The organism is Pseudoalteromonas sp. AS84, from assembly GCF_038900255.1.
Lineage (GTDB): Bacteria > Pseudomonadota > Gammaproteobacteria > Enterobacterales > Alteromonadaceae > Pseudoalteromonas.
The window spans coordinates 211,825-237,771 of record NZ_JBBMQY010000001.1 but is presented as its reverse complement, the minus strand read 5'-3'; the positions used below and the strand labels follow the sequence as shown (position 1 = coordinate 237,771).

29 protein-coding genes are annotated in these 25,947 nt (G+C 37.8%); 23 read left to right on the top strand and 6 right to left on the bottom strand.

Annotated elements, in window-relative coordinates; translation table 11 throughout:
- Window positions 1-51: 51 nt before the first annotated feature.
- The gene (locus tag WNY79_RS01020; RefSeq protein ID WP_342874849.1) at window positions 52-1,830 is read left to right on the top strand and encodes a sugar phosphorylase; all 1,779 of its coding nucleotides are present in this window, start codon (window positions 52-54) and stop codon (window positions 1,828-1,830) included.
- A gap of 104 nt (window positions 1,831-1,934) precedes the next feature.
- On the opposite strand, the gene WNY79_RS01015 is transcribed toward WNY79_RS01020, so the two are convergent.
- Window positions 1,935-4,781: a TonB-dependent receptor gene (locus WNY79_RS01015; protein WP_342874848.1), complete on the bottom strand. Its 2,847-nt coding sequence runs from the start codon at window positions 4,779-4,781 to the stop codon at window positions 1,935-1,937.
- 615 nt (window positions 4,782-5,396) lie between these two features.
- Between WNY79_RS01015 and WNY79_RS01010 the strand changes: the two genes are divergently transcribed.
- Both WNY79_RS01010 and WNY79_RS01005 read left to right on the top strand, forming a co-directional pair.
- Window positions 5,397-5,786: a cytochrome b562 gene (locus WNY79_RS01010; protein ID WP_342874847.1), complete on the top strand. Its 390-nt coding sequence runs from the start codon at window positions 5,397-5,399 to the stop codon at window positions 5,784-5,786.
- 83 nt (window positions 5,787-5,869) lie between these two features.
- Entirely contained in the window at window positions 5,870-6,256 is a 387-nt protein-coding gene (locus WNY79_RS01005; RefSeq protein WP_197184912.1) for an OsmC family protein, read from the top strand.
- Between the two features lie 62 nt (window positions 6,257-6,318).
- Here WNY79_RS01005 and ykgO read toward each other — a convergent pair whose 3' ends face one another.
- The gene (gene ykgO / locus WNY79_RS01000) at window positions 6,319-6,453 is read right to left on the bottom strand and encodes a type B 50S ribosomal protein L36 (RefSeq protein WP_342874846.1); all 135 of its coding nucleotides are present in this window, start codon (window positions 6,451-6,453) and stop codon (window positions 6,319-6,321) included.
- Window positions 6,450-6,716: a type B 50S ribosomal protein L31 gene (locus WNY79_RS00995; protein ID WP_024591730.1), complete on the bottom strand. Its 267-nt coding sequence runs from the start codon at window positions 6,714-6,716 to the stop codon at window positions 6,450-6,452. The genes ykgO and WNY79_RS00995 overlap by 4 nt, the downstream gene beginning before the upstream one ends.
- A 241-nt stretch (window positions 6,717-6,957) precedes the next feature.
- Here WNY79_RS00995 and WNY79_RS00990 point away from each other — a divergent pair, with 241 nt between their 5' ends.
- Together WNY79_RS00990 and WNY79_RS00985 are read left to right on the top strand one after the other, a co-directional pair.
- Window positions 6,958-7,227, top strand: coding sequence for a hypothetical protein (locus WNY79_RS00990; RefSeq protein ID WP_007580861.1), 270 nt, complete (start codon window positions 6,958-6,960; stop codon window positions 7,225-7,227).
- Between the two features lie 324 nt (window positions 7,228-7,551).
- Window positions 7,552-8,514 carry a sensor domain-containing diguanylate cyclase gene (locus tag WNY79_RS00985; protein WP_342874845.1) on the top strand — a complete coding sequence of 321 codons (963 nt, stop codon included), beginning with the start codon at window positions 7,552-7,554 and terminating at the stop codon, window positions 8,512-8,514.
- Between the two features lie 74 nt (window positions 8,515-8,588).
- On the opposite strand, the gene WNY79_RS00980 is transcribed toward WNY79_RS00985, so the two are convergent.
- Both WNY79_RS00980 and WNY79_RS00975 read right to left on the bottom strand, forming a co-directional pair.
- Window positions 8,589-9,629 (bottom strand): metal-dependent hydrolase, encoded by a 1,041-nt coding sequence (locus tag WNY79_RS00980; protein ID WP_342874844.1) that lies wholly within the window; start codon window positions 9,627-9,629, stop codon window positions 8,589-8,591.
- A gap of 107 nt (window positions 9,630-9,736) precedes the next feature.
- Window positions 9,737-10,624, bottom strand: a complete 888-nt coding sequence (locus tag WNY79_RS00975; RefSeq protein ID WP_342874843.1) for a LysR family transcriptional regulator — start codon at window positions 10,622-10,624, stop codon at window positions 9,737-9,739.
- Between the two features lie 116 nt (window positions 10,625-10,740).
- Here WNY79_RS00975 and WNY79_RS00970 point away from each other — a divergent pair, with 116 nt between their 5' ends.
- The 6 genes from WNY79_RS00970 (at window position 10,741) to WNY79_RS00945 (ending at window position 16,132) form a co-directional block, all read left to right on the top strand.
- Window positions 10,741-11,913 (top strand): MFS transporter, encoded by a 1,173-nt coding sequence (locus WNY79_RS00970; RefSeq protein ID WP_342875019.1) that lies wholly within the window; start codon window positions 10,741-10,743, stop codon window positions 11,911-11,913.
- 157 nt (window positions 11,914-12,070) lie between these two features.
- Window positions 12,071-12,886, top strand: a complete 816-nt coding sequence (gene dkgB, locus WNY79_RS00965) for a 2,5-didehydrogluconate reductase DkgB (protein ID WP_342874842.1) — start codon at window positions 12,071-12,073, stop codon at window positions 12,884-12,886.
- Window positions 12,887-12,965: 79 nt separating this feature from the next.
- Entirely contained in the window at window positions 12,966-13,253 is a 288-nt protein-coding gene (locus WNY79_RS00960) for a putative quinol monooxygenase (protein WP_002958660.1), read from the top strand.
- 770 nt (window positions 13,254-14,023) lie between these two features.
- Entirely contained in the window at window positions 14,024-14,368 is a 345-nt protein-coding gene (locus tag WNY79_RS00955) for a hypothetical protein (RefSeq protein ID WP_342874841.1), read from the top strand.
- Window positions 14,369-14,824: 456 nt separating this feature from the next.
- Entirely contained in the window at window positions 14,825-15,229 is a 405-nt protein-coding gene (locus WNY79_RS00950) for a hypothetical protein (RefSeq protein ID WP_076924779.1), read from the top strand.
- A gap of 138 nt (window positions 15,230-15,367) precedes the next feature.
- Window positions 15,368-16,132 (top strand): 2-keto-4-pentenoate hydratase, encoded by a 765-nt coding sequence (locus WNY79_RS00945; RefSeq protein WP_342874840.1) that lies wholly within the window; start codon window positions 15,368-15,370, stop codon window positions 16,130-16,132.
- A gap of 8 nt (window positions 16,133-16,140) precedes the next feature.
- On the opposite strand, the gene WNY79_RS00940 is transcribed toward WNY79_RS00945, so the two are convergent.
- On the bottom strand, window positions 16,141-16,794 hold the full coding sequence (locus tag WNY79_RS00940) for a DUF6058 family natural product biosynthesis protein (RefSeq protein ID WP_024606143.1): 654 nt from the start codon (window positions 16,792-16,794) through the stop codon (window positions 16,141-16,143).
- A gap of 171 nt (window positions 16,795-16,965) precedes the next feature.
- Between WNY79_RS00940 and dapA the strand changes: the two genes are divergently transcribed.
- The 12 genes from dapA to WNY79_RS00880 all read left to right on the top strand — a co-directional run bounded on the left by dapA (window position 16,966) and on the right by WNY79_RS00880 (window position 25,946).
- Entirely contained in the window at window positions 16,966-17,883 is a 918-nt protein-coding gene (gene dapA, locus WNY79_RS00935) for a 4-hydroxy-tetrahydrodipicolinate synthase (protein WP_182196525.1), read from the top strand.
- A 118-nt stretch (window positions 17,884-18,001) separates the two neighbouring features.
- Window positions 18,002-18,715, top strand: a complete 714-nt coding sequence (locus tag WNY79_RS00930; protein ID WP_171972323.1) for a beta-ketoacyl synthase chain length factor — start codon at window positions 18,002-18,004, stop codon at window positions 18,713-18,715.
- Window positions 18,708-19,490: a lysophospholipid acyltransferase family protein gene (locus WNY79_RS00925; protein ID WP_342875018.1), complete on the top strand. Its 783-nt coding sequence runs from the start codon at window positions 18,708-18,710 to the stop codon at window positions 19,488-19,490. The genes WNY79_RS00930 and WNY79_RS00925 overlap by 8 nt, the downstream gene beginning before the upstream one ends.
- Complete coding sequence (locus WNY79_RS00920) at window positions 19,487-19,744, top strand: phosphopantetheine-binding protein (protein ID WP_002958649.1); 258 nt, start codon at window positions 19,487-19,489, stop codon at window positions 19,742-19,744. The genes WNY79_RS00925 and WNY79_RS00920 overlap by 4 nt, the downstream gene beginning before the upstream one ends.
- A 21-nt stretch (window positions 19,745-19,765) precedes the next feature.
- Window positions 19,766-20,011, top strand: a complete 246-nt coding sequence (locus WNY79_RS00915; protein ID WP_002958648.1) for an acyl carrier protein — start codon at window positions 19,766-19,768, stop codon at window positions 20,009-20,011.
- A gap of 4 nt (window positions 20,012-20,015) precedes the next feature.
- Entirely contained in the window at window positions 20,016-20,582 is a 567-nt protein-coding gene (locus WNY79_RS00910) for a hypothetical protein (protein ID WP_342874839.1), read from the top strand.
- A complete protein-coding gene (locus WNY79_RS00905; protein ID WP_342874838.1) occupies window positions 20,575-21,939 on the top strand; it encodes an AMP-binding protein in 1,365 nt (454 codons plus the stop codon). The genes WNY79_RS00910 and WNY79_RS00905 overlap by 8 nt, the downstream gene beginning before the upstream one ends.
- The gene (locus tag WNY79_RS00900) at window positions 21,923-22,288 is read left to right on the top strand and encodes a thioester dehydrase (protein ID WP_342874837.1); all 366 of its coding nucleotides are present in this window, start codon (window positions 21,923-21,925) and stop codon (window positions 22,286-22,288) included. The genes WNY79_RS00905 and WNY79_RS00900 overlap by 17 nt, the downstream gene beginning before the upstream one ends.
- Window positions 22,281-23,030: a glycosyltransferase family 2 protein gene (locus tag WNY79_RS00895; RefSeq protein WP_342874836.1), complete on the top strand. Its 750-nt coding sequence runs from the start codon at window positions 22,281-22,283 to the stop codon at window positions 23,028-23,030. Before WNY79_RS00900 ends, WNY79_RS00895 begins: the two co-directional genes overlap by 8 nt.
- Window positions 23,020-23,988, top strand: a complete 969-nt coding sequence (locus tag WNY79_RS00890; RefSeq protein ID WP_342874835.1) for an acyltransferase — start codon at window positions 23,020-23,022, stop codon at window positions 23,986-23,988. Before WNY79_RS00895 ends, WNY79_RS00890 begins: the two co-directional genes overlap by 11 nt.
- Window positions 23,981-25,525 (top strand): aromatic amino acid ammonia-lyase, encoded by a 1,545-nt coding sequence (locus WNY79_RS00885; protein WP_008137191.1) that lies wholly within the window; start codon window positions 23,981-23,983, stop codon window positions 25,523-25,525. The genes WNY79_RS00890 and WNY79_RS00885 overlap by 8 nt, the downstream gene beginning before the upstream one ends.
- Window positions 25,518-25,946: an acyl-CoA thioesterase gene (locus tag WNY79_RS00880; RefSeq protein ID WP_197113076.1), complete on the top strand. Its 429-nt coding sequence runs from the start codon at window positions 25,518-25,520 to the stop codon at window positions 25,944-25,946. Before WNY79_RS00885 ends, WNY79_RS00880 begins: the two co-directional genes overlap by 8 nt.
- The last annotated feature ends 1 nt before the right edge of the window (window position 25,947 follow it).

The following is a 25,947-nucleotide window of genomic DNA, read 5'->3' as shown; positions in this document are numbered from 1 at the left end:
CGCGCAGGTTAACTAGCCTATAAGTCTAAACAATAAATATTAGGGGCGCATGTGATTTCAGTTAGCGAATTATTTTTACAACGAGTAGAGCAACATCTTCATATTATTTATGAGGGTGTTGAGCTGCCTTTATCGGTTACTGAGCTTGCTCAGCAACTTATTAAAATTATATTAGGTAGCAATGCACTGCGCGACCCTACACCCCATACAAATCGATGGGATGAACAAGATATAGTATTGATTGCCTATGGCGACTCAATTATTAAACACGATGATAGTGAATTTGCAGTATCAAGCCCAATAGAAGCGCCGCTTAAAACGCTACATAGGTTTATAAAAGAGCAATGTGATATGCAGCTTAATGCCCTGCATATATTGCCATTTTACCCGTACAGCTCAGACGAAGGCTTTGCGGTAATGAACTACGTGCAAGTGAATGAGTCGTTAGGTGATTGGGGTGATATTCAAAACATCGCTAAAGACGTAAAGCTAATGGCAGATTTAGTTATTAACCATTGCTCAAGCAGAAGCGTATGGTTTGAGAACTTTTTAAACGATTTACACCCGGGTAAAGACTACTTTAAAACGGCGAGCTTAACGGATGATTTAAGCCAAGTTGTGCGCCCGAGAACCTCATCGTTATTAAATACTGTAACAACGCCAAGCGGCGAAAAGCACGTGTGGTGTACGTTTAGTCACGATCAGGTCGATTTTGATTTTGGTAATCCCGATGTGCTTAAAGAGTTTGTGGGAATAATTCGTCATTATTTAGACAATGGCGTACGTCTGTTTAGACTCGATGCGGTTGCATTTTTGTGGAAACAGCTTAATACAAGCTGCATTAACTTACCGCAAACACATGAAGCCGTAAGGCTAATGCGAACACTTATTGAGCACGCAGAGCCTAGCGTAGTTATTATTACCGAAACTAATATTCCAAACCAAGAAAACCTATCGTACTTTGGTAACGCCAATGAAGCGCACAGTATTTATAACTTTGCACTGCCACCGTTATTGCTACATACATTATTAAGTGGTGATAGTGCAGCGCTTAAACATTGGATGATGAGTATGCCGCCTGCGCAAAATGGTACGGCATACTTTAACTTTATAGCCTCGCACGATGGAATAGGGCTCAGGCCAATTGAAGGTTTATTACAACCTAGCGAAGTGGCGTCATTAGTAAGTACAACCATGCAGTTTGGTGGTCGTGTATCTATGCGTACCAGTAACGATGGTACACATACACCATACGAGCTAAATATTGCGTTATTTGATGCAATGCAAGGTACGCACAATGGCCCCGACAAGTTTGGCCTTGAACGGTTTATGTGTGCTCACGCAATTATGTTTGCGCTTGAAGGTATCCCAGGGCTTTATATTCACAGTTTGTTAGGTACAACTAACGACTATGAGCGATTTGAAAATTCACAGCATAATCGCGCTATAAATCGCCATCGTTGGCAAGAGTCAAAGTTACTGGCGGCAATTGGTGAAAAGTATAGTCATCATCATAAAGTGTTTAATGGCATAAAAGGCTTATTGGCAGTACGTAAAAAGCAGGGGGCTTTTCATCCTAACGCAACGCAATTTACTTTGCATTTAGCGGGTGGGTTGTTTGGTTTTTGGAGACAAAGTATAGACCGTCGCCAAAGCATATTTTGTGTTTATAACATTAGCGATAAACCACAAACGCTCACATTGGCCGACTTAAACTTAATTAACACCCAAAAGTGGTTTGATTTAGTTGCCGATAAAACGATTGAAGAAAGCCAATTAACAATAGAGCTTGAGCCGTATCAAAGCGTGTGGCTGAGTAATATTAAATAAGATGCAATAATAGCAATCCTCAAAATTGATCACTTAATTAAGCGGATTGATATAAAAAGGCTCGCACTGCGAGCCTTTAATTTAATCAATAACGTTGTTACTAATTACAAGCTGTAGCTTAAGTTAATGTAGCCAAAACGGCCAATGTTGTCATAACTTGCGCTGTTTTCACCTGTGCCTCGAGTACCGTACGGAAGCTTACGGTTAAATACGTTATCAACTCCTACTTTAACGCCTAAACCGCTATTAAAGTTATAACCGACTGTCATATCGGTAATAAAGTATTTACCGTAAGACATTTGATTACTTGGGTTAGGGTTGCTATCAAGTTCAAAATTTGTGTATAGCTCTACTTCACTCAAAAAGCGTGTTTCAACTGTTGAGAAAAAGTTATCCATAACATAGCTTACAGATAGGTTAGTTTGCCATTTAGCTTCACCTGCCGTGCCTGCGTATTCAATGTAGTTACTAGGGTCATCTTGGAACGGATAATCTTTACGTTCAATTAAGTAAGTACCAATTAAGCGTGTTTTAAAGCTACCTTCAAGCGCGTCAAAGTCGTAACCTAGTTCAAAATCTACCCCTGATGCCTTTTGACCGGCAACGTTTAGTACTGAGTTTTGAATTAGAGTAATTTCACCATTAGTATTACGTGTAATTAAGTTACAGTACTGATTGTTTATACCTGTTGCGCTATCCACACAGCGATCAAGAATGTCTTGCGCGTTAATTGTGTCAATTGCATCTTCAAGTTCAATTTCCCAGTAATCAATAGTAAGTAGCGCATTTTCTAAAAACTCTGGTTGGTAAACAATACCTACAGTTGTACTTGTTGACTCTTCACCTTTTACATCACGGTTACCGCTTGTTAAACCATCTAATGACGCTGCATCGTAACCTGAGTTGAAATCACTCGCTACGCCTAACGCGGCACAGTTTGCAGTGCGGGTTGCTCCGTTTGATAAATCACCTAGGTTGTCGGCGCGACACGGGTCGTCTACATTGTAGAAAGTTTGACTCGGGGCACCAAATACTTCACTAATGTTAGGTGCACGAAGTGCTGCAGATTGAGTTACACGTACACGTAGCTCATCATTTACAGTCCAATCAAGGCCAAGTTTCCAGCTAGTTGCTTCGCCAATAGTACTGTAATCAGCATGACGTACTGCAGTATCAAACACTAAATCTTGAATAAGCGGTAAATCAGTTAAAATTGGCATTGTCGCTTCAAAAAATACTTCGCGTACGTTGAACGAACCTTTATCTTCGCCCAGCGCGTTAAAGAAAGTACCTTCAGCGTTATCTGGCTCTTTTGTTTCGCTTTCTTCTTTGCGGTACTCAGCACCAAATGCAACACCAACATAGCCCGCTGGTAATTCAAAAATAGCGCCGTTTGCAAGTGAGCCAGAAATAACTGTTTGCTTAATAGTCGAAGTGCCAACAGATACCGTATTAATGTAATCAATGGCTTGTTGAGATGGGGTACCAAATCCCATAATGTTTACAGGAACACAGCCGTCAGCTTGGGCTGCAGCACTACGACATACTACGTTACCATTTGTATCTTCAATTGCATCAAGCGCATTAAAGTAATTAGCTAAAATCATGTTAGCGCCATTCTCGCGCTCTAGATCAGTTTGGCCGTATACTATTGAGGTATCTAATTCCCAATCTTCAAATACATTGCCTTTTAAGCCGGTAACAAAACGCGTTGTTTCACGGGTATTGTTTTCAATGCGGCGGCCTAGATCGGTCATCATGCGGTTAACCATGATCGAATCAACACCTTGCTCTTCCATACGCGCTTTAATGGCTGGGTCTAGGTAAGGGTTGTCGATTTTAATGCTGTTTTCATCGTCAAAGAAGAAAAATGCAGGTTGGCCTATGCTTTCACCTTGGCTGTTTACATATTTAGCATCAAAGTAAACGTTTAAGTCGTCGGTAACATCGTAGTTAACTTTAAAGTTTACGTTGTAACGCTCAAACTCAGGTTGAATTTCTTCAAATTGACCTAAGTTGAAAAAGTCACATTCTGCACATGAATACAAATCTACATTATTACCTATGTATAAATCACGGGCGCTGCTGTCAGGGTTAAAGCTATTGATAAACTTAGTTGAATCTTCTAGTGCGTAAACGCCCGCGTTATTAATAGCGTAATAACCTGCATTTGGCGTTAAAATTTTATCAGGAAAGTCTAAGCTATTTGTATCTTCACCAGGTAAAACTTCTCTGCGTAAACTCGCAAACGAAGTGCTAGTCCAAGGGTGATCAAGCGCGTTTAATGAATCCTGGCCTGAGTACTCAATAGCAAAAGCTGCATTACCACGATCGTTATCAAAGTTAGAGCCGTATGAGAACGTCGCTTTTTCGTTGTTGTAGCTGCTTAAATCGGCAAAACCACGTGTAACGCTAAAGTCCATGCCTTCAATGTTGTCTTTTAATATAAAGTTAACAACACCTGTCACCGCATCAGCACCGTATACAGCAGATGCACCACCAGTGATGATCTCTACACGTTCTACCCATACACTTGGAATAGTGTTGGTATCTACTGATTGAGAACCTGCAGAGCTTGATACATGACGCTTTCCATTTACAAGTACCAAAGTACGATCTGTACCCATGTTACGTAAATCAAGAATATTTAAACCCGCAGTACCAATAAAACGGCCTGAGTTAGCCATAGAATATGTATTGCCAAGTGCAGGTAGGTTATTTAGCGCTTCACCAATGTTTACTGCGCCAGTGTTCATTAGCTGCTCGCCGCTTATAACGGTTACTGGTGCAGGTGCAATAGCACCTTCACGTAAAATACGTGAACCCGTTACTTCAACGCGTTCAATTTTTGTTGCTTGCTCATCTTGTGCAAGCACAGAATTACTTGCTGTTGCAGCAGCAGTAATTAATGCACATTTAATGCTAGTAGAAAGTAAGTTATGACGTTTCATTTGATTCCCAGAGAACATTTTATAGTAATTAAATACAATGTAGTTTTTAACCAAATACAGTGTGTATTTGGGTAAATCCCTATAACTTTTTTTATGAGGGCGGCGATTATTGCATGCTGATTATTTTATTAAAAGGAACTAACTTACTGTAAAATAAGCAACTTGAAATAACCTGAAGAACTTTTGTTGTGTTTTTTGGTATTAACTGAGGAGGTTCTTTTAAATATTAATCTAGGTGTTTTTACATTTGGTTTTTCTTATGCATCTTAGTTATTAACATTGGATTTTCTTTGTTAAATTTTCAGTTGTTTTTTAAGTCAATTTTTTGCAGTTTATAATTATTCACATATAAATTTTTATTTATATGAAGTTGCCAGCGAGTGTAATATGTACTTATTTGTAAAGTTTATGTGTGTTAATGCTCTTTTAAAGCGATTTTTATTAGGTGTTTTTTATTCAAAAAAATCGTAATTTGAATATTTTTCACTATTGCGGCTTTAAAATGATTAATTTGTAAACCCCCTTTACAGTTCAAAGTACTCATAACAGCTCGTAAAGTTACTTTGCTACGTAAACTTGATACAATTTAATTGTTTTTAATTAATAGGTTTGACCATGAAGTATTTAGTTATTATTTTTACTTTTGTGTTTAGTTCAATGTCTTTTGCGCAGCAAGAAGTCGATCTTGAAGTAAATATGAAAAACACGGGCCTTGCATATAAACAAGCGGTGCAGGCAACTCAACTTAGTGAATTTAATACTGCGATTGATGAATTTATAAAGCTGGTTAAAGTGAGTAAAACAGGTAAGTTTTACAAGAAACCAGAACAGTCATTGCAGGGCCTTGATAAAGTGATTGCTCAAGCTGAACTTGCAAAAAAAGCAGCAAACGAGCTGGGGCTAAGTGCGGCAAAAGAACCACTGAAAAATATAGATAATTTACGTAAAAAATATCATGAGTTACACGAGCCTCCAGGGTTCTTTGAATTACTGTTCGGTTCATAAACCTAAACTATATGTATCTTTAGTAGCTACTTTTAAGCTAATTTCGTTAAAGGTATCTGCAGCAATAAATATAAGGAAACACAATGGAAATTTCAGTTTCAATGTTAGAAGGCCAAAAGCAAAGCGCTAAATTTGGCGACCTAGAAGTAATAAGCGATCAAAGTGTAAACGCTGGTGGCACTGCTGAGCATCCAGAACCGTTTGATTATTTTTTAGTAAGTATGGTTTTATGTGCAGGTTTTTATGCGCGTAAGTTTTGCGAGCAGCGTGATATTTCAACGCAAGGTATGACGCTTACTCAAAATAACGAAAATGTAGATGACAACGGTAAAAAGCTATTTTCAATTGAGATTAACTTACCAGAAGGCTTCCCTGATAAATATAAAAAGGCGCTTATTGCAGCCGTTAATACCTGTACGGTAAAAAAAGTAATTCAGGCAGTGCCAGAGTTTTCAGTAGTGGTAAAATAGTCCCCCTAAATTAGGTAGCTTAAGCAAGCTACCTAATTATATGTTGAGCATCCCCGTTTAACTTATTTCTTTTTCATTCCTTGTACTGCTTTAAAGCGTGGGTTGTTTTTACAAATTACAAATACGCGACCTTTGCGTTTTACAATTTGACACCCCGGACGTTGCTTAGCACTTTTAAGAGATCTTAATACTTTCATACCTTTTCCTTTTTAACAGTCGATAAACTTTTAAAACGACGATTAAACTGCGCAACGCGGCCATCTGTAGCGGTTGTTTTTTGCTTGCCTGTATAAAATGGGTGCGAGTCACTTGATACATCAATAGGTACGTATGGATATGTATTACCATCTATTTCTATTGTGCGGCTCGTTTTTATGGTTGAGCCAATAATAAAGTAAGAATCGGCAGCGGTATCGTGAAAAGCAACCACGTGGTAATCAGGATGAATATTTGGTTTCATAATACGCCTCAATAAATGATATGTGATAATGTATCATTAGAATTTAACGTATTTATTTTCCCAATGCAAATTATTTAAATGTTCCTCAAAAAGGCCGTAATTGCTGGCTATTTGCGCAAACAAATCAAAAAATAAGCACTTGAATCAAAAATGCTGGCTATTGGCGTTTAGGCTGTTATAACTATATTTAAGAGTTAAAACGTTAACAAATACGGTTATAAAGTTATTACAGAGGTTATGTATGAGTGACGCAACACAACAACAAGAACAAATTGATCAAGGGGTGATGGAAACCCTAAGAGAGCGCGACCACAGTACCTTGGCGCAACAAGTAAATCCTTTAACCTGCAACCACAATGATATTGTAGAGTTACTAGCAAGGTATATGGCACTAAGCGAGCAAGAAGATGATGAGCTGTTTGATGATTGGTTTGATAACCTAACTAAAGAGCAACATACTGTTTTAAAAGTATTTGAAGTTTACCGTGGACAATATGAGCACCAAAATTAAAGTGTTTATTTTTGTATGTATGCCAAATCCAGTGGTTATTTAAATAAAACTAAATAGCCACTACTACTTTTTCATTAAAGAGTAGCTATGTTGTATCAACTACTAATCCCACCTGTTTAAATCATAATTTTTTGCGGATTGAATCTTATCTTTATTTAGGCACGACTTACTGATATTTATAAATATTTATTGCTATTTTTAGGTAATGTTCTAATTTGAATAGACAGACTGTTTATAGTTTAGATAAGTTTATTGGATTATATAGTCGAAAATATTCGCTCCAGTTTCGTAATTTATAAAACATTTAAAATTAATAGAGCTTTAATGATTAAACCTGAGATTCCAAATAACGAAGCTGAGCGATTACACGCGCTTAGAGCATTAAAAATTCTAGATACGTCGCATGAAGAGCGATTTGATCGTGTTACTCGTATTGCCAAGCGTATGTTTAATGTTTCTATTTCATTGGTTACTTTGATTGACGAAGACCGCCAGTGGTTTAAATCAAGGCAGGGGCTTGATGCGCCTGAACTTCCTCGCGAAACCTCATTTTGTGGCCACACCATAAATCAAGACGAGTTATTAATAATCCCAGATACAGCTCAAGACGAAAGGTTTTTTGATAACCCCTTTGTTACAGGCGATCCTAAAGTACGCTTTTATGCAGGTTTTCCTTTAAAATTAAGGGAAGGAGTCATTATAGGCACTTTGTGCCTTGCTGATAGTAAACCTAGACAACTAAATGATGAAGAAAAACAATTGCTAAGAGATTTAGGCACGTTAGTCGAGCGAGAAATTCAATCAATTCAACTAGCCACAATTGATGAGTTAACAAGAATCTCTAATCGACGTGGCTTTTTAAACCTTGCCGAACATACGCTAAATGTATGTAGGCGAAACAAAGTATCAATGTCGTTTATATTGTTTGATCTCAATAAGTTTAAACAAATTAATGATATTTATGGACACCACGAAGGTGATTTTGTATTAAATAAATTTGCACAAATCATGCTTAGTTCATTTCGTGATTGTGAAGTAATAGGTCGACTTGGCGGAGATGAATTTGTAGCGATGTTAAGCGACTCAGACGAAACAAAAGCAGAGTTTGTTTTACAAAGGTTTGCGGATGCAATAGAGCATGCTAATAATACCTTAAATAAGCCATACAAAATTGATTACAGTGTAGGAGTAACACACTTTAAATACGATACAGGTAAATCGGTTGAGGATATGATTCAAGATGCTGATGTTGCAATGTATCAGCAAAAAAAGCAGCAATCACTTTAGTAAGCTATTTAGTTTAATTGCTGCTTGAACTTCATTTAACTTCCTCATGCTGGTACGAATCTTATAATATGCCGTTATTTACTATTGCAGCCATTTTTTGCAGCAGGTAATGCTAAAGACACATTTGGTTGCCAAATTCTGTTCCATATTTTATGAAGATTGTTTAAGTTTGGTCTTTGACTTATTTTTTCAAAGTTACCAATGCTCACTTCTGAATCATTTTTTTGACCCACTACAAAATTAAACACATAGTTGCACTCCATACCCATACGTAAATCAGAAAGAACAATATTGCTTTGCTGTTGGCGCACCGAATAAAACCCTTTAGTAAACCACTGCAAGCGTTTTATAGCCCATTCATCGCTAATATTATTTAACAGTGAAGGCGTTGTTTGATAAGCCGTTAATGTAACATCGCTGGGCGCGTCAAATACTGATGCATAACCTTCGTAGTATTGTCCGTCAGACATTACAACAATACGCCATAGCAAAGTGGTTAGCGGCGCGGGCGTACTAACATAGGCATTTACTGATATTTGCCTGTTGTTGAGTGCAGTATTTACTTTGTCATCAATATTTACTTTTAAAATTAAAGCGCAGAATAAATACAGGCTACTTAAAACTAAGGCGGCTGCATTTATACGATAAGCCGTTGTTGCTTTTATTTTGGGTATTAGTGTACATATTACGCCAATTAATAAAGGAAGCGTGTAAGCGGGGTCAATAATAAACACACTAGAAACCGCAAAGGGGTACTCAGTAAAAGGCCAGAGTAGTTGTGTACCGTATACAGTTAGGCTGTCTAATAGGGCATGTGTAGATAAGCTTAAAAATACTAGCCAAAACCAGCGCACTTTATAAGTTTGCATTCCCGCGTGTACTTTTAATATTAGCCATACAATGAGCGGGCTAATTAATAAATGTATTAATAACGAATGGCTAAAGCCACGGTGGTAAGTAAATGCTTCTACAGAGCCGCCATAAGGCAAAAATACATCTAAATCAGGGAGAGTGCCTAAAATGGCACCCCATAAAACAGCTTTTCGACCTACTTTATTGCCTAATACCGCATAACCTACAGCACTGCCTAATGCTACCTGCGTTAAAGAATCCATTTTAATTAATACCTTTAATTACTGCTTTTGTTATTTATACTTTTTTATTATTAAAAAGCGTCAAAAAATCATTTGAAATATTTAATAAGCATATTAATACCCAGAATTTATAAACTAAGCCTAGGCTTTATAAAATCTAAAAACGCCGTAATGCGAGACGATATCGCACTGTTTTTATAATACACGGCTTGTATAATTTCTCGGTTATTAGGTGAGCTAATTGCAGTGGGTAACACTTCAACTAATTTACCTGTTTTTAGGTCATTGCCAATCATAAAGTGAGAAAGTAGCGCAATGCCTTGGTTTGCAATGCACAGCTGGCGCACTGTTTCACCGCTGCTTGCGCTAAGCGAAAACGTAAATAAAGCGGGTTTTACTAGCGGCCAGGTGTTTAATTTAGGGGAGCCACTAAAACCAATTAACTTATGATTTTGTAAGTCATCAATTTGCGCAATTGCTTTGTTATTATTTATATATTCTGGGCTGGCTACAATACGCAACTGGCTGCTGCCAAGTCTACGAGCATGTAAGTTTGAGTCTTTTAAATCACCAATGCGTATGGCTAAATCGGTTTTATGTTCAAGTAAATCAATAATGCTGTCGTGCGAGGTTATATCAAGCGTTATGTGTGGGTATTGCTTAGCAAATTCACCAATTAAAGGCGTAAGTTGGTGCAATACAAAAGGGCTTGCCGCATCTATTCTCAGCTTGCCACTTGGCGCTTGTTTTAAAAGCTTTATGGCTTCTTCACCGGTATAAAGCGTATTTAACCCTTCGCGCGCATATTTTATAAAAGTATGGCCTTCTTCGGTAAGCTCTAATCGGCGTGTTGTTCTGTTTAGCAAAGTGCATTGCAATGTATTTTCTAGGCGTGATACCGCTCGCGACACTTTAGCCACCTGTTGATCGAGCAAATTAGCCGCTCCCGAAAAGCTTCCGCAATCTACTACCGTTATAAACGTTTCTAAATCTTCAGTTTTTGAATGAACAGCCATAAGTATACCAACACCATCTTTGCATTATTAACAAAAGTATTTTGTCACTAATGCTATTTTTTGCAAACGATATTTTAGCCAAACTACATTCTTCAAATATTAATGAGGATATAACTATGCCATTGGCTTTGTGGGCGCTTACCTTAAGCGCATTTGCAATAGGAACAACTGAGTTTGTAATAGTGGGATTAGTACCCACCATTGCAAACGACTTAGGCGTAAGCCTACCTTCAGCGGGTTTGCTTGTAAGTTTATATGCGGTTGGCGTTGCTATTGGTGCACCGGTGCTAACAGCTTTAACGGGTCGTTGGAATCGTAAAGTGGTATTAATAAGCTTAATGGGCTTGTTTGTTTTGGGTAACTTACTTGCTTGGCAAGCGCCAAGCTACGAAACATTAATACTTGCGCGCATTTTAACGGGGCTTGCCCATGGTGTGTTTTTCTCAATCGGATCGATGATTGCCACAAGCTTAGTAAGCAAAGACAAAGAAGCCAGTGCAATTGCCATTATGTTTACCGGGCTTACTGTAGCACTAGTAACTGGTGTGCCATTAGGTACATGGATTGGCCAACACTTTGGTTGGCGTGCAACGTTTTTAGTTGTGTCGGTATTAGGTTTAATTGCATTAATCGGCAGCTCTATTTTAGTGCCAAAAAACTTAAAACAATCAATACCTGCGACGTTTAAAGAGCAACTACAAGTAATCGTAAAACCGCGTTTATTACTCGTATATTTAATGACGATATTGGGCTATGGCGGCACGTTTACAGCGTTTACTTATTTAGCACCTATTTTAGAGCAACAAACAGGTTTTGCGCCTTCGGCTATTGCCTTGATAATGCTTGTTTACGGTGTATCGGTAGCAATAGGTAATATTTGGGGTGGAAAGTTGGCCGACAAACGCGGCCCAATTAGCGCACTGAGTATTATATTCAGCGCTTTGAGTGTTATTTTACTGATATTTACCTTTACGATGGAATCAAAAATTGCCGCTGTACTTACTATTTTAGTCTGGGGCGCATTTGCTTTTGGTAATGTACCAGGCTTGCAACTTTATATAGTCAAACAAGCACAAAAGCACACGCCCAATGCGGTAGATGTGGCATCAGGCTTAAACATAGCCGCATTTAATATTGGTATTGCACTTGGCTCCATTATTGGTGGTAGCGTAGTAGAGAACATGACCCTACAAGATACCGCATGGATAGGCGCCGTTATTTCTGTTTTAGCACTCGGTATTACACGCTACAGCGGTATGCTTGATAAACGTGAAATTCAGCAAGCGTAAACTATCTTCTGTTAAGGTTGAAACTAAAATTAATGACCTCATACCTGTTATGAGGTCATTAATTTTTAAGTGACAATTGCAATAAGAAGTAAAAGGTGTATTTCGTAAAGCTTTAGAAGAGCTTGTTTTTAACCGATTATTTTATAAGGATAGAGCCATGACACAACGTGTAATTGAAATGCCAGATTTAGGTATGGGAACATTCCGTTTAGAGGGCGACACTGCCTATAACTCAGTAAAAATGGCGCTCGAAGTTGGGTTTCGCCATATTGATACCGCACAAATTTATGGCAACGAAGAGCAAGTAGGCCAAGCCATAAAAGATAGTAATATTCCGCGCAGTGAAATATTCTTAACTACCAAAGTGTGGAATAACAAATTAAATAAAAGTGACTTTATCCCAAGCGTTAAAAAGTCACTTGAAAAGCTACAAGTTGATTCGGTCGACTTACTGCTAATTCATTGGCCATCGCCTGCTAACGAGGAGCCAATGAGTGAATACCTTACTGAATTACTAAAAGCTAAGCAGCTTGGTTTAACTAAACACATTGGTGTATCAAACTTCACCATTGCAAATTTAAATTTGGCTCAGCAAACGCTCGATTCGCGTGAAATATTTACCAATCAGGTTGAGGTTCACCCGTACTTAACTAATACTAAATTGCGTGCATTCTGTGCTCAGCACGATATACACGTAACGGCGTATATGCCATTTGTAGTAGGTAAAGTACTTAAAGATCAAACCATTATCGACATTGCTAAAAAGCACGATGCAAGTCCAGCACAAGTTGTTCTAGCGTGGGTAAACGCTAATGGCATGACGACAATTCCATCATCAACTAAGCGTAAAAACTTAGAAGATAACTTTAACGATCACGTTAAATTAGATGATGAAGACATAGCCCGTATTGATGGTCTTGATTGCGGCGACCGCCAAGCAACACCAGAATTTGCGCCGCATTGGGATCAGTAAACTTACCTCAAACGCAAAGTTAAACTAAATATTCTAAGGTGTAGATTATCTACACCTTAACTTTTAAAAAGGAATACACATGTTAACGGTTATAGCTGCACTTTCGTGCAAGAATATTGATGCAGATGTCATGCTTACAGCACTTGAAAACTTACAAAAGTCATCGCGCCAAGAAGTAGGGTGCTTACGTTATGAATTATCGGTAAAAAGTGATGATGAACATACAGACTATGTAGTTAGCGAACAATGGGCGTCTGATGAGCACTTTGAAGCGCATAAAAACGAGCCACACTTTAAAGCGTTTGGTACGCAAGTTACTGGGCTTTTGACCAATAGTAGTATTGATGTATATAAATCAATAGGTTAAATTCTTTTTATAGTGCCTATTATTGTATGTATTAAAATACTTAGCTAAATTACATATTGTAAAGTAAATACCCAAACAGGTGCTGTTAACTTACATCACCTTTTATTCTTACACTCCAACTTACCTAAATGCTAAACTTCCCCAATATATTAATGAAACCTAATAAGGCTCTTTCTTGTTAACGTGTAGTGCGTCGAAATCTAAAGAGATCTTTAACATTATTAAAAGTCGTTTTGATATCACAACCCACTCTAATAAATAGCCTATTTAATTTGTTGTTTACATTAAAATTCTCTGGTGTAAATTATAGAAATATAATGTGGCATTTTAGTCAGCCGTAAATAGTTTGAGTGGTACTGAATAAGAGGCTTAAAATAGCTAACTATTTATATATTTTTTGTGTGTTATATTTTTAGAGCTGAGTTAATTAAACCAATAATAGAGACATGGGTATGGAAATTAATAAATCTAATCAATCTATTCTTATTTTTGTAATTCCTTTATTAACTGCGTATTTCGGATCAAAAGTTATATTTCACTTATTTGCTTTTGAGTATCTTGTGTTTACAGATACTTTTGACGTTATAAAGCTACTCATTGATATTAGTGTATTTGGAGTGTTGTTCTATATTAGTTCACTGGGCGTAGGTTATGTCATCAGAGCTAAAACTTAAGTTTTTTAATCATTAGCTGGTGAATTGCTAGCTGAAAAATCACAGCCAATAAAGCCTTAATAGCTTTAAGCTGTATCAATTTATATGGAAATAATAATGAAAAAATTAATCGCAATTATAGTGTTGTTAGGCTTTGTTTCATTTGCACAAGCAAATGATAGTTTTGTAGTGAACGCCAAATTTTATGATAATAAAAACCTAATTGGCTCACCTACTTTAGTTGTAAACTCAAATGAAGAGGCATCAGTTTCAGTTAATAATTCGTATAGTTTTGCTCTTATAGTAACGCCAATTGATGATTCTACTGTTAGTTTAGCAACTGATCTGAAGCTAGGTGGAAAGCACATGGCTCCCTCTTTAGTTGTTGAACTAGGCAAAGAAGCAAGTATCAACATTGATGGTAAAGAGATGTCAGTTTTAGTGAGCAAATCAAGTAGCTAATAATACCAACCTGCATAAATCTTTGATCAATTTAACGAATTAAATTGCACTATAATGTCGTTAAAAATTTTTTATTTAGAACAACTAGATATAAAAATTTTTGCCTAGTTCTAGCGTAATTTTCTTAACGTTAAATAGACCCCACATATAAGCAGATTGGTATAAGTTAAAAATTAGGAATGTAATTAATGAGAAACTCAAGAAATGAGATAGTAAAATATGGAGTATCCTTCGGTACGGCCCTAGCAATTGCTATTTCATGGAGTGCTAATGAGTCTGTGTTATGGGCTATTTTGCACGGTTTTTTATCTTGGTTTTATGTTATTTGGCATGTAATTACGCGATAAGTGTTTTCGCGGGTGCACAGATTGATTATGTAGGCTGCGGTCAATGTTAATAGTCGAGCAATTACCATTTAAAACAATTAAGCTAAAAATATAAAAGGAATAATTAATAATGAAAGGCGCTGGTGGAAGCTCTGGTGGTATTGGGCATTTTTTTATTGGTTTAATTATGATGTGCGGTGGCTTTTATATGCTGCTAAACGCAATTTCGGTAACCTCTAATTTTGGACTAAGTTCAAGCATTTATAGTGTTAATGCTTTAGGTGGCTTTGGCGTTACAGGCGGCATGGTTATGATCCCATTTATTTTTGGTGTGGGTCTGATTTTTTATAATTCTAAAAATATTTTAGGCTGGGTGCTATCTCTTGGCTCGTTAACCGCACTCATATTTGGCGTTATATCGAGTGTTCGATTTAGTATGCGAACTATGACGTCGTTTGATTTGATTGTTATTATAATTTTAGCGTTTGGCGGCTTAGGGCTGTTTTTACGATCGCTCAAATCTATTGATACTTAAATAATTACCACGCTTTGTTTTAAATATAATTTTAATTATAGGCATTTAACATGATGTTCTAATGCTTAAGCTAATACATTAATAATGTAATCCTTCCTATTTACTGCTTAACCAGTAACGTATTTTAAAGAGATTTATGTGAACAACTCAATACAGCTAAAACTAATTGCTACTCACTTATTAGCACAAAGAGAAGAAAACCCAGCGCGTTCAAACTTTCCTAAAGAGTTAGTACTAGACTCGACTGATGATGCGATAGAAGTCCAAAAACTGATGATTTATTTAAATGATCAAACTGTATATGGCTGGAAGTGTATGCTGCCTTTAGATGATGGCTCAATTATATTAGCGCCTCTTTTACATGCACCTATAAAACAAGCTGAAAATTGCCCACTGTATACAACAAATAACAAAGCGCTGATAGAACCAGAAATTGCATTTATTTTACAAAGCGATTTACCAAGTAATAATACTTATACAAATGAAGATGTAGATACTGCATTTGCTAGCGCCCATTTAGCACTTGAGCTTATTCAAAAAAGGTTTGATGAAGTCACTCCAAGTACTCACATTGAAAAGCTGGCCGATGGTCTATCTAACCAAGGTGTGTATTTAGGCCCACAAATAGATAAGGCCAAAGCGTATAACGCAACTACTGTAAATATTAACGTTAAGCAAACTGAGCTGGAGCTAAACCTGGCGGGTGTGCATCCTGCAGAACTTGCGCAGCTTCCACTTTATTGGGCGGTTAATTACTTATCAGCAAAGGGAATTAATTTAAAAACTGGGCAAGTGTTTATAACAGGCTCTTATTGTGGTGTTGTTGAGCTTAATACAGATCAGTTAACCACGGTTAGTTACGAAGACTTAGGGTCTGTTAGCACTACGTTTTTATCAAAGTAAATTTAGCGTTACTTAATAGATAAATCATATTTTAAAATAAGCGCATCTATGTAACGGGTGCGCAAAGTGTGTTGTTTTTCATGATCGGCGCCATGCCCTAACGCTTTGTTTAAAAGCTTCATGGCGGGGTGTAGTTGTGCTCTTTCTTCTTGGTTTAAACTCGCTTTACTGCGCAGTTCTGTAATGTCGTCAACTAATAGTCTGCCAATATCTACCGAGACTATTTCGTCTATTAAACCATTCTGAGTAAGTACACCGTACTTACTGCATAAAAACTGTTGCCAAATTTGCTGTAAGTGCTCGTCTATTTCACAGCCAAATAGCTCTTCGCTAAACGCAAATCCTTGCTGAGCGAGCTTAGTTAGGCTTGCAGTATATTGCTGTGCAAAATAATTAAAAGCGTGGCTTGATGATTCTATTTTTTGTTTTAAAAGACCCAGCCCCCAATTAACACAGCCGCGCGGGTAATAGTCGTCATACTCTTCGCATTCATACAAGCCTGAATATGAGCTGCAGCTAAGTTGGCTTTTAATACAGTAACTTGGTTTTGGGAAAACACTTCGCTCTTGCCAAGCTAAAAGTGTATCTGCATCTATATTTAATGCTTGGCACAGTTCATCGGTGTTATAAAAATGAGTTGCTAAGTAGTCAGATAAACGCATAAAGCCTCTGGTATCGTTAAAAATAAAATACTGTTTATATATACAGTTATTCATTTTGTATTACCAAACTTAATAATACAAGAGATTTTATAATTAAATGTAGGCTTACACCTCCAAAAGTACCCGCAATTATGTTACAAATAGCGCAAGTTTTATAAATAATGATTTTTTATGCGCACCCTAGAGAAAATTAAACAAGCAAGCCTTATTACAGCTATTAAAACGCCATACTTAGCAAACGGTGAAATAGATCTCGCAAAGTACGATGAACTCGTAGAAATACAAATTACAGCGGGCGTTGATGGCATTGTGGTCGGTGGCACAACAGGCGAAGGCCAGTTAATGAACTGGGAAGAGCATTTAATGCTTATAGCGCACAGTGCAAACAAGTATGGCGACAAACTGGTTATTGTTGGTAATACCGGTAGTAACAACACCCGTGAAGCTATTAAAGCAACTAAGTATGGCTTTGCCAGCGGTATGGATGCAGCACTGCAAATTAACCCGTACTACGGACGTACGTCAATTGCGGGTGTTAAAGAGCACTTTAAGCGTGTGTTAGATATTGGACCTGCCTTTATTTACAACGTAGCAGGGCGCACAGGTCAAGACCTAACACCTGATATTATTGAGCCACTGGCACAGCACGAGCATTTTATTGGTGTTAAAGAGTGTGGCGGCAATGAACGCATAGCCCATTATGAGCAGCAAGGTATTGCATGTTGGTCGGGTAACGATGACGAAAGCCATGATGCGCGCCACACACATAAAGCGCACGGTGTTATTTCGGTTACATCTAACCTTATTCCTGGTTTGTTCCGTCAGTTGATGGATACTAAAAATGATGAGTTAAATACCTCATTACAACCACTAATGAACTGGTTATTCTGTGAGCCTAACCCGATTGCTATTAATACAGCGATGATGATGACAGGTGCAGTAAACCCAGTATTTAGATTGCCGTACTTACCACTTAGTGATGAGCAGCAAGCTCAAGGCGAAGTGTTAATTAATGAGTTAAATAATAACGATGTTGTTGGCGGTACAGCTAAGTGTTTAAAGCAGAATGATATAGCTCTACTTTCATAGTAATATGAGCAGGCACTGAACAACTCGTTAGTTCAGTGCTTTTTGTTAATGATTATTTACTTCTATTGCTAAAATCGGTAAAATTCCCTCCCTTATATCTTATAAAATATGCAGAGCTGTGAAATTTGTTGTTGAAGAACTCGCTATATGGATAAAGCCCGAACAGCGACAAATAAAAGAGAGTAATTGGTTTGATTCCTCTGTATTAAATCTTAGTTGGGTGCCTGCTATGCAGCGACGCCGAATGACTTCCTTTATCAAAATGGCACTCTTTAGTGCTCATCAAGTAAGTACTCAAGGTAACTACGTTAATTTACCGAGTGTTTTCTCTTCTCGCCACGGCGATTTTCACAAAACGTCCAACTTACTTGTTGATGTAGTTAATGATCAGCCACTGTCGCCCACTGGTTTTGGGTTAAGTGTGCATAATGCCGCATCGGGACTTTTTGGGATAATACAGGGTAATACAAGTGCAACAAATGCTATTGCTGCAGGAGCCGAAAGCTTTATTTATGCACTAGTAGATGGCTTTGTAAGACTTGCTGATAACGATCAGCAACACATGTTAATAGTTCATACGGATGAGACTCTCCCCGATATTTACGCTCAGTATGCCGATGAACAGCAAATAGCACACTCTATTGGTTTAATAATAAGAGCGCCGCAAAAAGGCGAACCGCATTTTAGTTTAAACAAAGTATTTAACTCGGGCGTGGGCGAAAGCGACTTACCAATGAGTATTCAATGCGCTAAAGCTTTGCATGAGCGCAGCAATACATTACTTGTTCATAACACGCTTGAGCACGATTGGCAGCTTACATACCATGCTTAAAAATGCACAAAGGTTATGTGGGTTGATTTGGCGGATTATTGCTACTGCATTTTGCTTTTCAGTTTTTGGAATGGGTGGTTTAGTATTAGCCTTTATTATTTTTCCTGCTCAGCGCGTATTTCAAAGTGACTCAGTTAAGCAAAAAATCAAGGCTCGAAAAACAGTACATTACAGCTTTAAGTTATTTGTTGGTTTAATGCATTTAACGGGCGTTATTCGATTTCATGTTGAAGATAAAGCAAAAATTGAAGGCTTAAAAGGGCAGCTACTATTGGCAAACCATCCTTCTTTGATTGATGTTGTTGTTTTAATTTCGGTAGTAAAAAATGCTGATTGCGTAGTAAAGGCGCATTTATTTAAAAATCCTTTTATGCGCGGCGTTATTAAAAGCACCGGCTACATAAGTAATGACGATCCACAGGAGCTATTACGAGAGTGTGAGCGCAGTTTGCAAAAGGGTAATAACTTAATTGTATTTCCTGAAGGTACACGGACAGAGCCTCACAAAACATTAAAGTTTAAGCGGGGCGCTGCAAATATTGCAATTAGATGTCATGCGCCCATTACTACTTTTTTAATTAAAATGAAACCAAACACTTTAACCAAAGGTACACCTTGGTATAAGGTCGCGCCATATCAGGCGCATTTTACAATGAGGCTCGCAAGCCAGCAGTTTAATTGTGCAACTTACGACCACGATATGCCAGCGATGCAATCACGCCAATTGACTAAAGATTTACAACATTACTTTACACAAGAGCTAAAAAATATATGAGCGAATTAAAAGAACAAATAAAACAACTGATTATCTCAAGCCTTGATCTTGAAGACATGACCACTGCTGACATTCAAGATGATGACGCTTTATTTGTAGATGGCCTAGGGCTAGACAGCATAGATGCATTAGAGCTCGGCCTTGCGATAAAAAAACAATTTGATGTGAAAATAGATGCAAACTCTGAGCAAACTAAAGCGCACTTTGCCTCAGTTAATTCTTTAGCAAAATTTATTGAACAAGCACGTTCTTAATATATAAAAGTAGGAAGAAAGATGAAAACCGCTGCTGAAATTTATGATGTATTACACGGCATTTTAGAGAACGAATTTGAAATAGACCCAGAAGATATTAGCTTAGAGGCTAACCTGTACCAAGATCTTGACTTAGACAGCATTGATGCAGTTGACTTAGTTGTGAAATTAAGAGAAATCACAGGTAAAAAAATTGAGCCAGATGCCTTTAAGCTCGTGCGCACAGTGCAAGACATAGTTACCGAAATAGAAAAGTTAGTTAACTAATACTATGTTAAAAGCAGTTTTAACAACGTTAATTATGATTTGTTTGGCTTGCTACCCTCTTATTGTGTACGTAGGCCTTACGCGTTTTAATAGTCAGTTTATTACAGTATTACTGCTATTTATACTCGGGGTTAGACTTTGGTTAAGCAGAGCCTTGTTTGATAAAATGCCGTGGTTAAAGCCAGCTACATTTTTAGCAGCCATTACTATTGTGATTTCCAAGGTAATGGATAGCGACTTAGGGCTGCGCTTGTACCCCGTAATCATTAATTTAGTTATGTTAATTGTGTTTGCGTATTCTTTGTATAAAGGGCCTTCTATTATTGAAACCTTTGCGCGTATCACTGAGCCCTCACTTGATGAAAACGGTGTAATTTATACAAAAAAAGTAACGCTAGTGTGGTGTATTTTTTTTGTATTTAACGGTGGTATTGCCCTATACACCAGTATTTTTAGTAGCCTAGAAGCCTGGGCTTTTTATAATGGTTTTATTGCTTACTTAGCTATGGGCACATTGTTTGCCATAGAATGGCTAGTCAGACAAAAAGTAAAAAGGAACGCCGGTGTTTAATGCTTTTCAAAGTAATGCGATAAGAACGTGCTTTAATCATACTGATAATGATATTTCGGAGCGTCAGTTTGTTAGTGATATAAACGAAGTTTTAGCTAAACTATCAACGTTAAACGCTAAATCATCAGTTGTTTTATACACCACAGACACTTACAAATTTGCCGTGTACTTATTTGCTTTGGCACTACACGGAAACACAGTGATTCTGCCGCCTAATGGGCAACCTGCAACGTTAAACTCCTTGCTTAAACAAACACCTTTTTTTATTGGTGAGTCTGAATTAGTAGCCGATTTAGAGGCTGATTTTTTAGATATTGGCACCCTAGTCAATCAACCTCACTTTGTATCTATTGAAACAATTAAATGGCCTCAAGAAGGCACAATTGTTTTTTACACGTCGGGCTCGTCGGGTAAAGCCAAGCCAATTGTAAAAACCTGGCAGGTAATAAATAAAGAATTAAGTACATTAATTAATAGCTATGCACTGATTGATAATCCTATTTTTATAGCGAGTGTTTCGCATCAGCACATATACGGCTTATTGTTTAGATTATTGTGGCCATTGCGCGCAGGAAAGGTTGTTAATACAGAACTACTGCACTACCCAGAACATGTAGCTAAAAAGCTCAAGTTATTTAAAAAAGTAGTCTTTGTTTCAAGCCCTGCACAGTTAAAGCGGTTATGTATTGATAATGTTTTAGTGGATGATAAGTCTCATTTACAATGGATTTTTTCATCAGGTGGTCCGTTATTAAACGAAGATGCTGTATCGTTGTTTACGCAATTAAATAAACCAGTCACACAAGTTTTTGGTAGTACCGAAACTGGTGGTATTGCATATCGACAAGTTACTTCACTTGAAAAGGTTAGCCTTTGGCAGCCATTCTCGGGTATTAAAGTACGGGCTTTAGACGATCAGCGTTTAATTTTAAACTCGCCGCTTGTTCGCGATAAAAATTACCCTTTAGATGATAGAGGCGAAGTGCTTAAAAATGGTCAATTTAGATTACTAGGCCGATTCGATCGAATTATAAAGTTAGAAGAAAAACGATTAAGTTTAGATGAGCTAGAACAACATTTGTGTACTAGTGAGTGGGTAAGTGAAGCTAAAGTAATCGCCTTGCCTGGTGAGCGATTAATTGTAGGCGCCATTGTTGTACTTACACCTAAAGGGCAGGTGTTTTTTAATAGTGACGGTAAGTTAGCCACAAATAACTTATTAAAGGCGCATGCATTAGCGCGCTTTGAGCGAATTTGTATCCCTAAAAAGTGGCGTTTTGTAGATCAATTACCATACAACTCACAGGCAAAGTTAAATTTAAAAGCATTGGAGAGTCTTTTTGCAAAAGTTGATTAAAACACAGCCTGATTTACTGTCTTGTGAAAAAGCAAAGCAAAAGTATAAATTAAGCTTACTAGTTCCTCATGATTTAGATTATTTCAAAGGACACTTTACAGATGGCCCAATACTCGCAGGTGTTGTGCAATTAGACTGGGCTGTGGCTGCAATTTGTAAATATTATAATGTTCAGCAATCTGTTAAAAATGTTGAAGTGTTAAAGTTCCAGGTAGTGATTACCCCAGGTATAACAATCGAATTATTGCTTGAGCAAAAAGCAGAGAATAAATACACCTTTTCATATAATTCAAATAAAGGGCAGCATGCATCTGGCCGTGTTGTTTTTGATAGCCCGATAAATGAATAACTTTTGTATTGTTATCCCTAATTATAATCATATTACGGTTATTGATGATGTACTGAGCCAATTATCGCCATTTAATCTTCCTATTATTATGGTTGATGACGCAAGCAACGCCGAAGCTAAAAATGTGTTTAGTAACCTCAATGCAAAATACGCGCAGTTGAGTGTAGTTACCCACGACGATAACCAAGGCAAAGGCGGCGCAGTACAAACAGGTTTAAGGCATGCACATAAGCTAGGATTTTCACATGCGATACAGGTTGATGCAGATGGGCAACATGACTTATCTGACATTAAAAAACTAATAGCACTTTCAAACACTCAGCCTAAAGCGCTGATTAGCTGCTGCCCAATATATGACGATTCAGTGCCTAAGCACCGTTATTTAGCACGTTACTTAACTCATGTATGGGTATGGATTGAGACGTTAAGTTTTACAATTGTAGATTCGATGTGTGGCTTTAGAGTGTATCCGCTTGAGCAAAGTACAAAGCTAATTGATGAGGTATCGCTTGGCAAACGTATGGATTTTGACCCCGAAATTTTAGTGCGTTTATATTGGCGCAACGTGCCTTTTGTATTTTTACCTAGCCAAGTAATTTACCCCGAAAATGGGCTTTCTCATTTTCAACCATTACACGATAACGTGCGTATTTCGTGGTTGCACACTCGCTTATTTTTTGGAATGTTGATTCGCTCTCCGGTGTTAATTTGGCATAAATTAAAGAGGCGTTATGGCAGCTAAGCACTGGTCTAAAATGCAAGAACGCGGTAATTTTTTAGGTATTCAAATACTGTTATTTGCTCATAAATTACTGGGTAGAAAAGGGCTGTGGATTGTTTTGTTTCCTGTCGTTTTTTATCTTTTTTTAACAGGAAAAGTAGCGCGTGTAGCATCTAAAGTGTTTTTAGAGCAAGTTAATGTTTACCAAGGCTGCAAACAACCTGTTACGTTTAAAATGCAATTAACGCACTTTTGCAGTTTTGCAGATAGCGCATTAGATAAAATTGATGCTTGGCTTGGGCGAATAACCCAACGTGATATTAAATACACTAATGAGCATTTATTTGCTGAGCTAGATGAGCAAAATCAAGGGGCTATTTTTATAGGTTCTCACTTGGGTAATTTAGAGGTGTGCAGGGCACTTAGCCAGCACCGCAGCAGTAAAAAAATAAATGTACTGGTGTTTACCCATCACGCTGTTGAATTTAATAAAATGCTTAAAAAGATTAACTCAGATGTGTCGGTTAATTTAATACAAGTGACTGATATGGGGCCTGACTTAGCTATTTTACTAAAAGAAAAAGTAGAGCAGGGAGAAATAATCGTTATTGTTGGTGACAGAACAAGCACAACAACGGCTTCTCGGTCGGTACAGGTACCATTTTTAGGCAAAAATGCCCCATTTTCACAGGGGCCTTTTATATTAGCCGCGCTGCTTGATTGCCCTGTTTACTTTTTGTTTTGTTTAAAAGATAAAAAAAGCAAAAAGTATCAAGTGATATTTGAACATTACAGCCAATCATTAAAAATGCCTCGACGAGAGCGACAGCAGGCGCTAACACTTATTATTACTGACTATGCACAGCGTTTGAGTTATTACGCAGCTTTATATCCTTATCAGTGGTTTAATTTTTACGATTTTTGGAAAAGTGATCAGCAGGTAGTGCGCGATCAATCAATGGAGAACAAGTGTGACTGAACAAAATATACAGCTTTTTGGCAATCAGCGATTATCAATTGAAGATATTGTTCGAGTTGCCTTTAATGAAACACAAGTGCAATTAAATAGCTGTGAAACCTTTAGCGTTAAAATTAATAGCGCTTTGCGTTTTTTAGACACACTTTTAAAAGAAGATGGCGTAATTTACGGCGTTACAACTGGTTACGGTGATTCTGTAACGGTGGCTGTACCTCTTGATTTAGTTGATGAACTACCTCTGCATTTAACTCGTTTTCATGGCTGTGGACTCGGGGATGTATTTAATAAAGTGCAAGGGCGTGCAATTTTAGCGACCCGTTTAACATCACTTTCACAGGGCTACTCTGGTATTAGCTGGGAAATGCTGCACCTACTTAAAGATTACTTAAATAACGATATAGTGCCTGTGATCCCACAAGAAGGGTCAGTAGGTGCCAGTGGCGATTTAACACCGTTATCTTACGTTGCAGGTGCGATGGTAGGCGAGCGTGACGTGTTTTACAAAGACCAAGTACGTAACAGTGCTGAAGTTATGAAAGAAGTTGGCTTAGAGCCACTAACACTAAGGCCAAAAGAAGGTCTTGCGGTTATGAATGGCACAGCGGTAATGACTGCATTAGCGTGTTTAGCGTTTGATAGGGCTAATTACTTAGCTAAACTGGCAAGCCGTATTACTGCATTATCAAGCTTAGCGCTTAAAGGAAATAGCCATCATTTTGATGAGATATTATTTTCAGTTAAGCCACATCCTGGGCAGCAACAAATTGCTCGTTGGATAAGAGAAGATTTAAACCATCACGATCACCCTCGTAATGCAGACAGACTTCAAGATAGGTATTCAATCCGTTGTGCACCCCATGTTATTGGTGTGCTGCAAGATAGTCTGCCGTTTTTTAGGCACATGATAGAAAACGAGCTTAACTCAGCAAACGATAACCCAATAATTGACGGCCAAGGTGAGCATGTATTGCACGGCGGGCATTTTTACGGAGGCCACATTGCAATGGCAATGGATAGCATGAAAACAGCCGTTGCAAATCTTGCTGATTTAGCCGACAGACAAATCGCGTCTTTGGTTGATACTAAGTACAACAATGGGCTACCTTCAAACTTGTCTGATAGTGCACCAGAGCGCCGTTATATTAATCATGGCTTTAAGGCTGTTCAAATTGGCTGTAGTGCTTACACTGCTGAAGCATTAAAGCTAACCATGCCGGCCAGTGTTTTTTCTCGCTCTACAGAGTGCCATAATCAAGATAAAGTGAGTATGGGGACTATTGCGTCTCGCGATTGTTTACGAATTTTACAACTAACAGAACAAGTGTTAGCAAGTACGTTATTAGCCAGTATTCAAGGTGTTAGATTACGTATTAAGCAAGGCGATCTTGAGTTTTCAACTTTAACGCAAGATATGCAAAACATGTATACCGATATAACTGATTACTTTGAAAACCTCACTGAAGATAGACCAATGGAAGCCGTGCTAAGGCAAACAATAGGGTATATTCAAACTAAACGTTGGGCGTTGTATGAATAGTAAAGGTGCATTATTAACGCATGTGGTAGAAATCGAAATTCCATTTCATGACTGTGACCCAATGAATGTTGTATGGCATGGTAACTACCCACGTTACTTAGAAGTAGCGCGCTGCGAGTTACTGCGTTTATTTGATTATGATTACCCACAAATGCATGAATCGGGCTACGCGTGGCCTATAGTTGATATGCAAATAAAGTATGTCGCCTCAGCGGTATTTACTCAAAAAATCAAAGTAGCGGCTTACTTAAAAGAATACGAGAATAGACTACGGATTGATTACGTAATCACTGACTCGCTAACTAACAAGCGCCTTACTAAAGCCTCAACCACACAAGTTGCAATTGAGGTTAGCTCTAAAGAAATGCAATTTGAATCGCCCGCTATTTTATTTAATAAATTAAAAGCGGTTTTGAATTAAA

What these genes read in the sequence shown, in the direction of transcription:
- WNY79_RS01015 (WP_342874848.1), bottom strand. Translation starts at nt 4,781, where the DNA reads ATGAAACGTCATAACTTACTTTCTACTAGCATTAAATGTGCATTAATT.
- WNY79_RS01010 (WP_342874847.1), top strand. Translation starts at nt 5,397, where the DNA reads ATGAAGTATTTAGTTATTATTTTTACTTTTGTGTTTAGTTCAATGTCT.
- WNY79_RS01005 (WP_197184912.1), top strand. Translation starts at nt 5,870, where the DNA reads ATGGAAATTTCAGTTTCAATGTTAGAAGGCCAAAAGCAAAGCGCTAAA.
- ykgO (WP_342874846.1), bottom strand. Translation starts at nt 6,453, where the DNA reads ATGAAAGTATTAAGATCTCTTAAAAGTGCTAAGCAACGTCCGGGGTGT.
- WNY79_RS00995 (WP_024591730.1), bottom strand. Translation starts at nt 6,716, where the DNA reads ATGAAACCAAATATTCATCCTGATTACCACGTGGTTGCTTTTCACGAT.
- WNY79_RS00990 (WP_007580861.1), top strand. Translation starts at nt 6,958, where the DNA reads ATGAGTGACGCAACACAACAACAAGAACAAATTGATCAAGGGGTGATG.
- WNY79_RS00985 (WP_342874845.1), top strand. Translation starts at nt 7,552, where the DNA reads ATGATTAAACCTGAGATTCCAAATAACGAAGCTGAGCGATTACACGCG.
- WNY79_RS00980 (WP_342874844.1), bottom strand. Translation starts at nt 9,629, where the DNA reads ATGGATTCTTTAACGCAGGTAGCATTAGGCAGTGCTGTAGGTTATGCG.
- WNY79_RS00975 (WP_342874843.1), bottom strand. Translation starts at nt 10,624, where the DNA reads ATGGCTGTTCATTCAAAAACTGAAGATTTAGAAACGTTTATAACGGTA.
- WNY79_RS00970 (WP_342875019.1), top strand. Translation starts at nt 10,741, where the DNA reads ATGCCATTGGCTTTGTGGGCGCTTACCTTAAGCGCATTTGCAATAGGA.
- dkgB (WP_342874842.1), top strand. Translation starts at nt 12,071, where the DNA reads ATGACACAACGTGTAATTGAAATGCCAGATTTAGGTATGGGAACATTC.
- WNY79_RS00960 (WP_002958660.1), top strand. Translation starts at nt 12,966, where the DNA reads ATGTTAACGGTTATAGCTGCACTTTCGTGCAAGAATATTGATGCAGAT.
- WNY79_RS00955 (WP_342874841.1), top strand. Translation starts at nt 14,024, where the DNA reads ATGAAAAAATTAATCGCAATTATAGTGTTGTTAGGCTTTGTTTCATTT.
- WNY79_RS00950 (WP_076924779.1), top strand. Translation starts at nt 14,825, where the DNA reads ATGAAAGGCGCTGGTGGAAGCTCTGGTGGTATTGGGCATTTTTTTATT.
- WNY79_RS00940 (WP_024606143.1), bottom strand. Translation starts at nt 16,794, where the DNA reads ATGCGTTTATCTGACTACTTAGCAACTCATTTTTATAACACCGATGAA.
- dapA (WP_182196525.1), top strand. Translation starts at nt 16,966, where the DNA reads ATGCGCACCCTAGAGAAAATTAAACAAGCAAGCCTTATTACAGCTATT.
- WNY79_RS00925 (WP_342875018.1), top strand. Translation starts at nt 18,708, where the DNA reads ATGCTTAAAAATGCACAAAGGTTATGTGGGTTGATTTGGCGGATTATT.
- WNY79_RS00920 (WP_002958649.1), top strand. Translation starts at nt 19,487, where the DNA reads ATGAGCGAATTAAAAGAACAAATAAAACAACTGATTATCTCAAGCCTT.
- WNY79_RS00915 (WP_002958648.1), top strand. Translation starts at nt 19,766, where the DNA reads ATGAAAACCGCTGCTGAAATTTATGATGTATTACACGGCATTTTAGAG.
- WNY79_RS00910 (WP_342874839.1), top strand. Translation starts at nt 20,016, where the DNA reads ATGTTAAAAGCAGTTTTAACAACGTTAATTATGATTTGTTTGGCTTGC.
- WNY79_RS00895 (WP_342874836.1), top strand. Translation starts at nt 22,281, where the DNA reads ATGAATAACTTTTGTATTGTTATCCCTAATTATAATCATATTACGGTT.
- WNY79_RS00890 (WP_342874835.1), top strand. Translation starts at nt 23,020, where the DNA reads ATGGCAGCTAAGCACTGGTCTAAAATGCAAGAACGCGGTAATTTTTTA.
- WNY79_RS00880 (WP_197113076.1), top strand. Translation starts at nt 25,518, where the DNA reads ATGAATAGTAAAGGTGCATTATTAACGCATGTGGTAGAAATCGAAATT.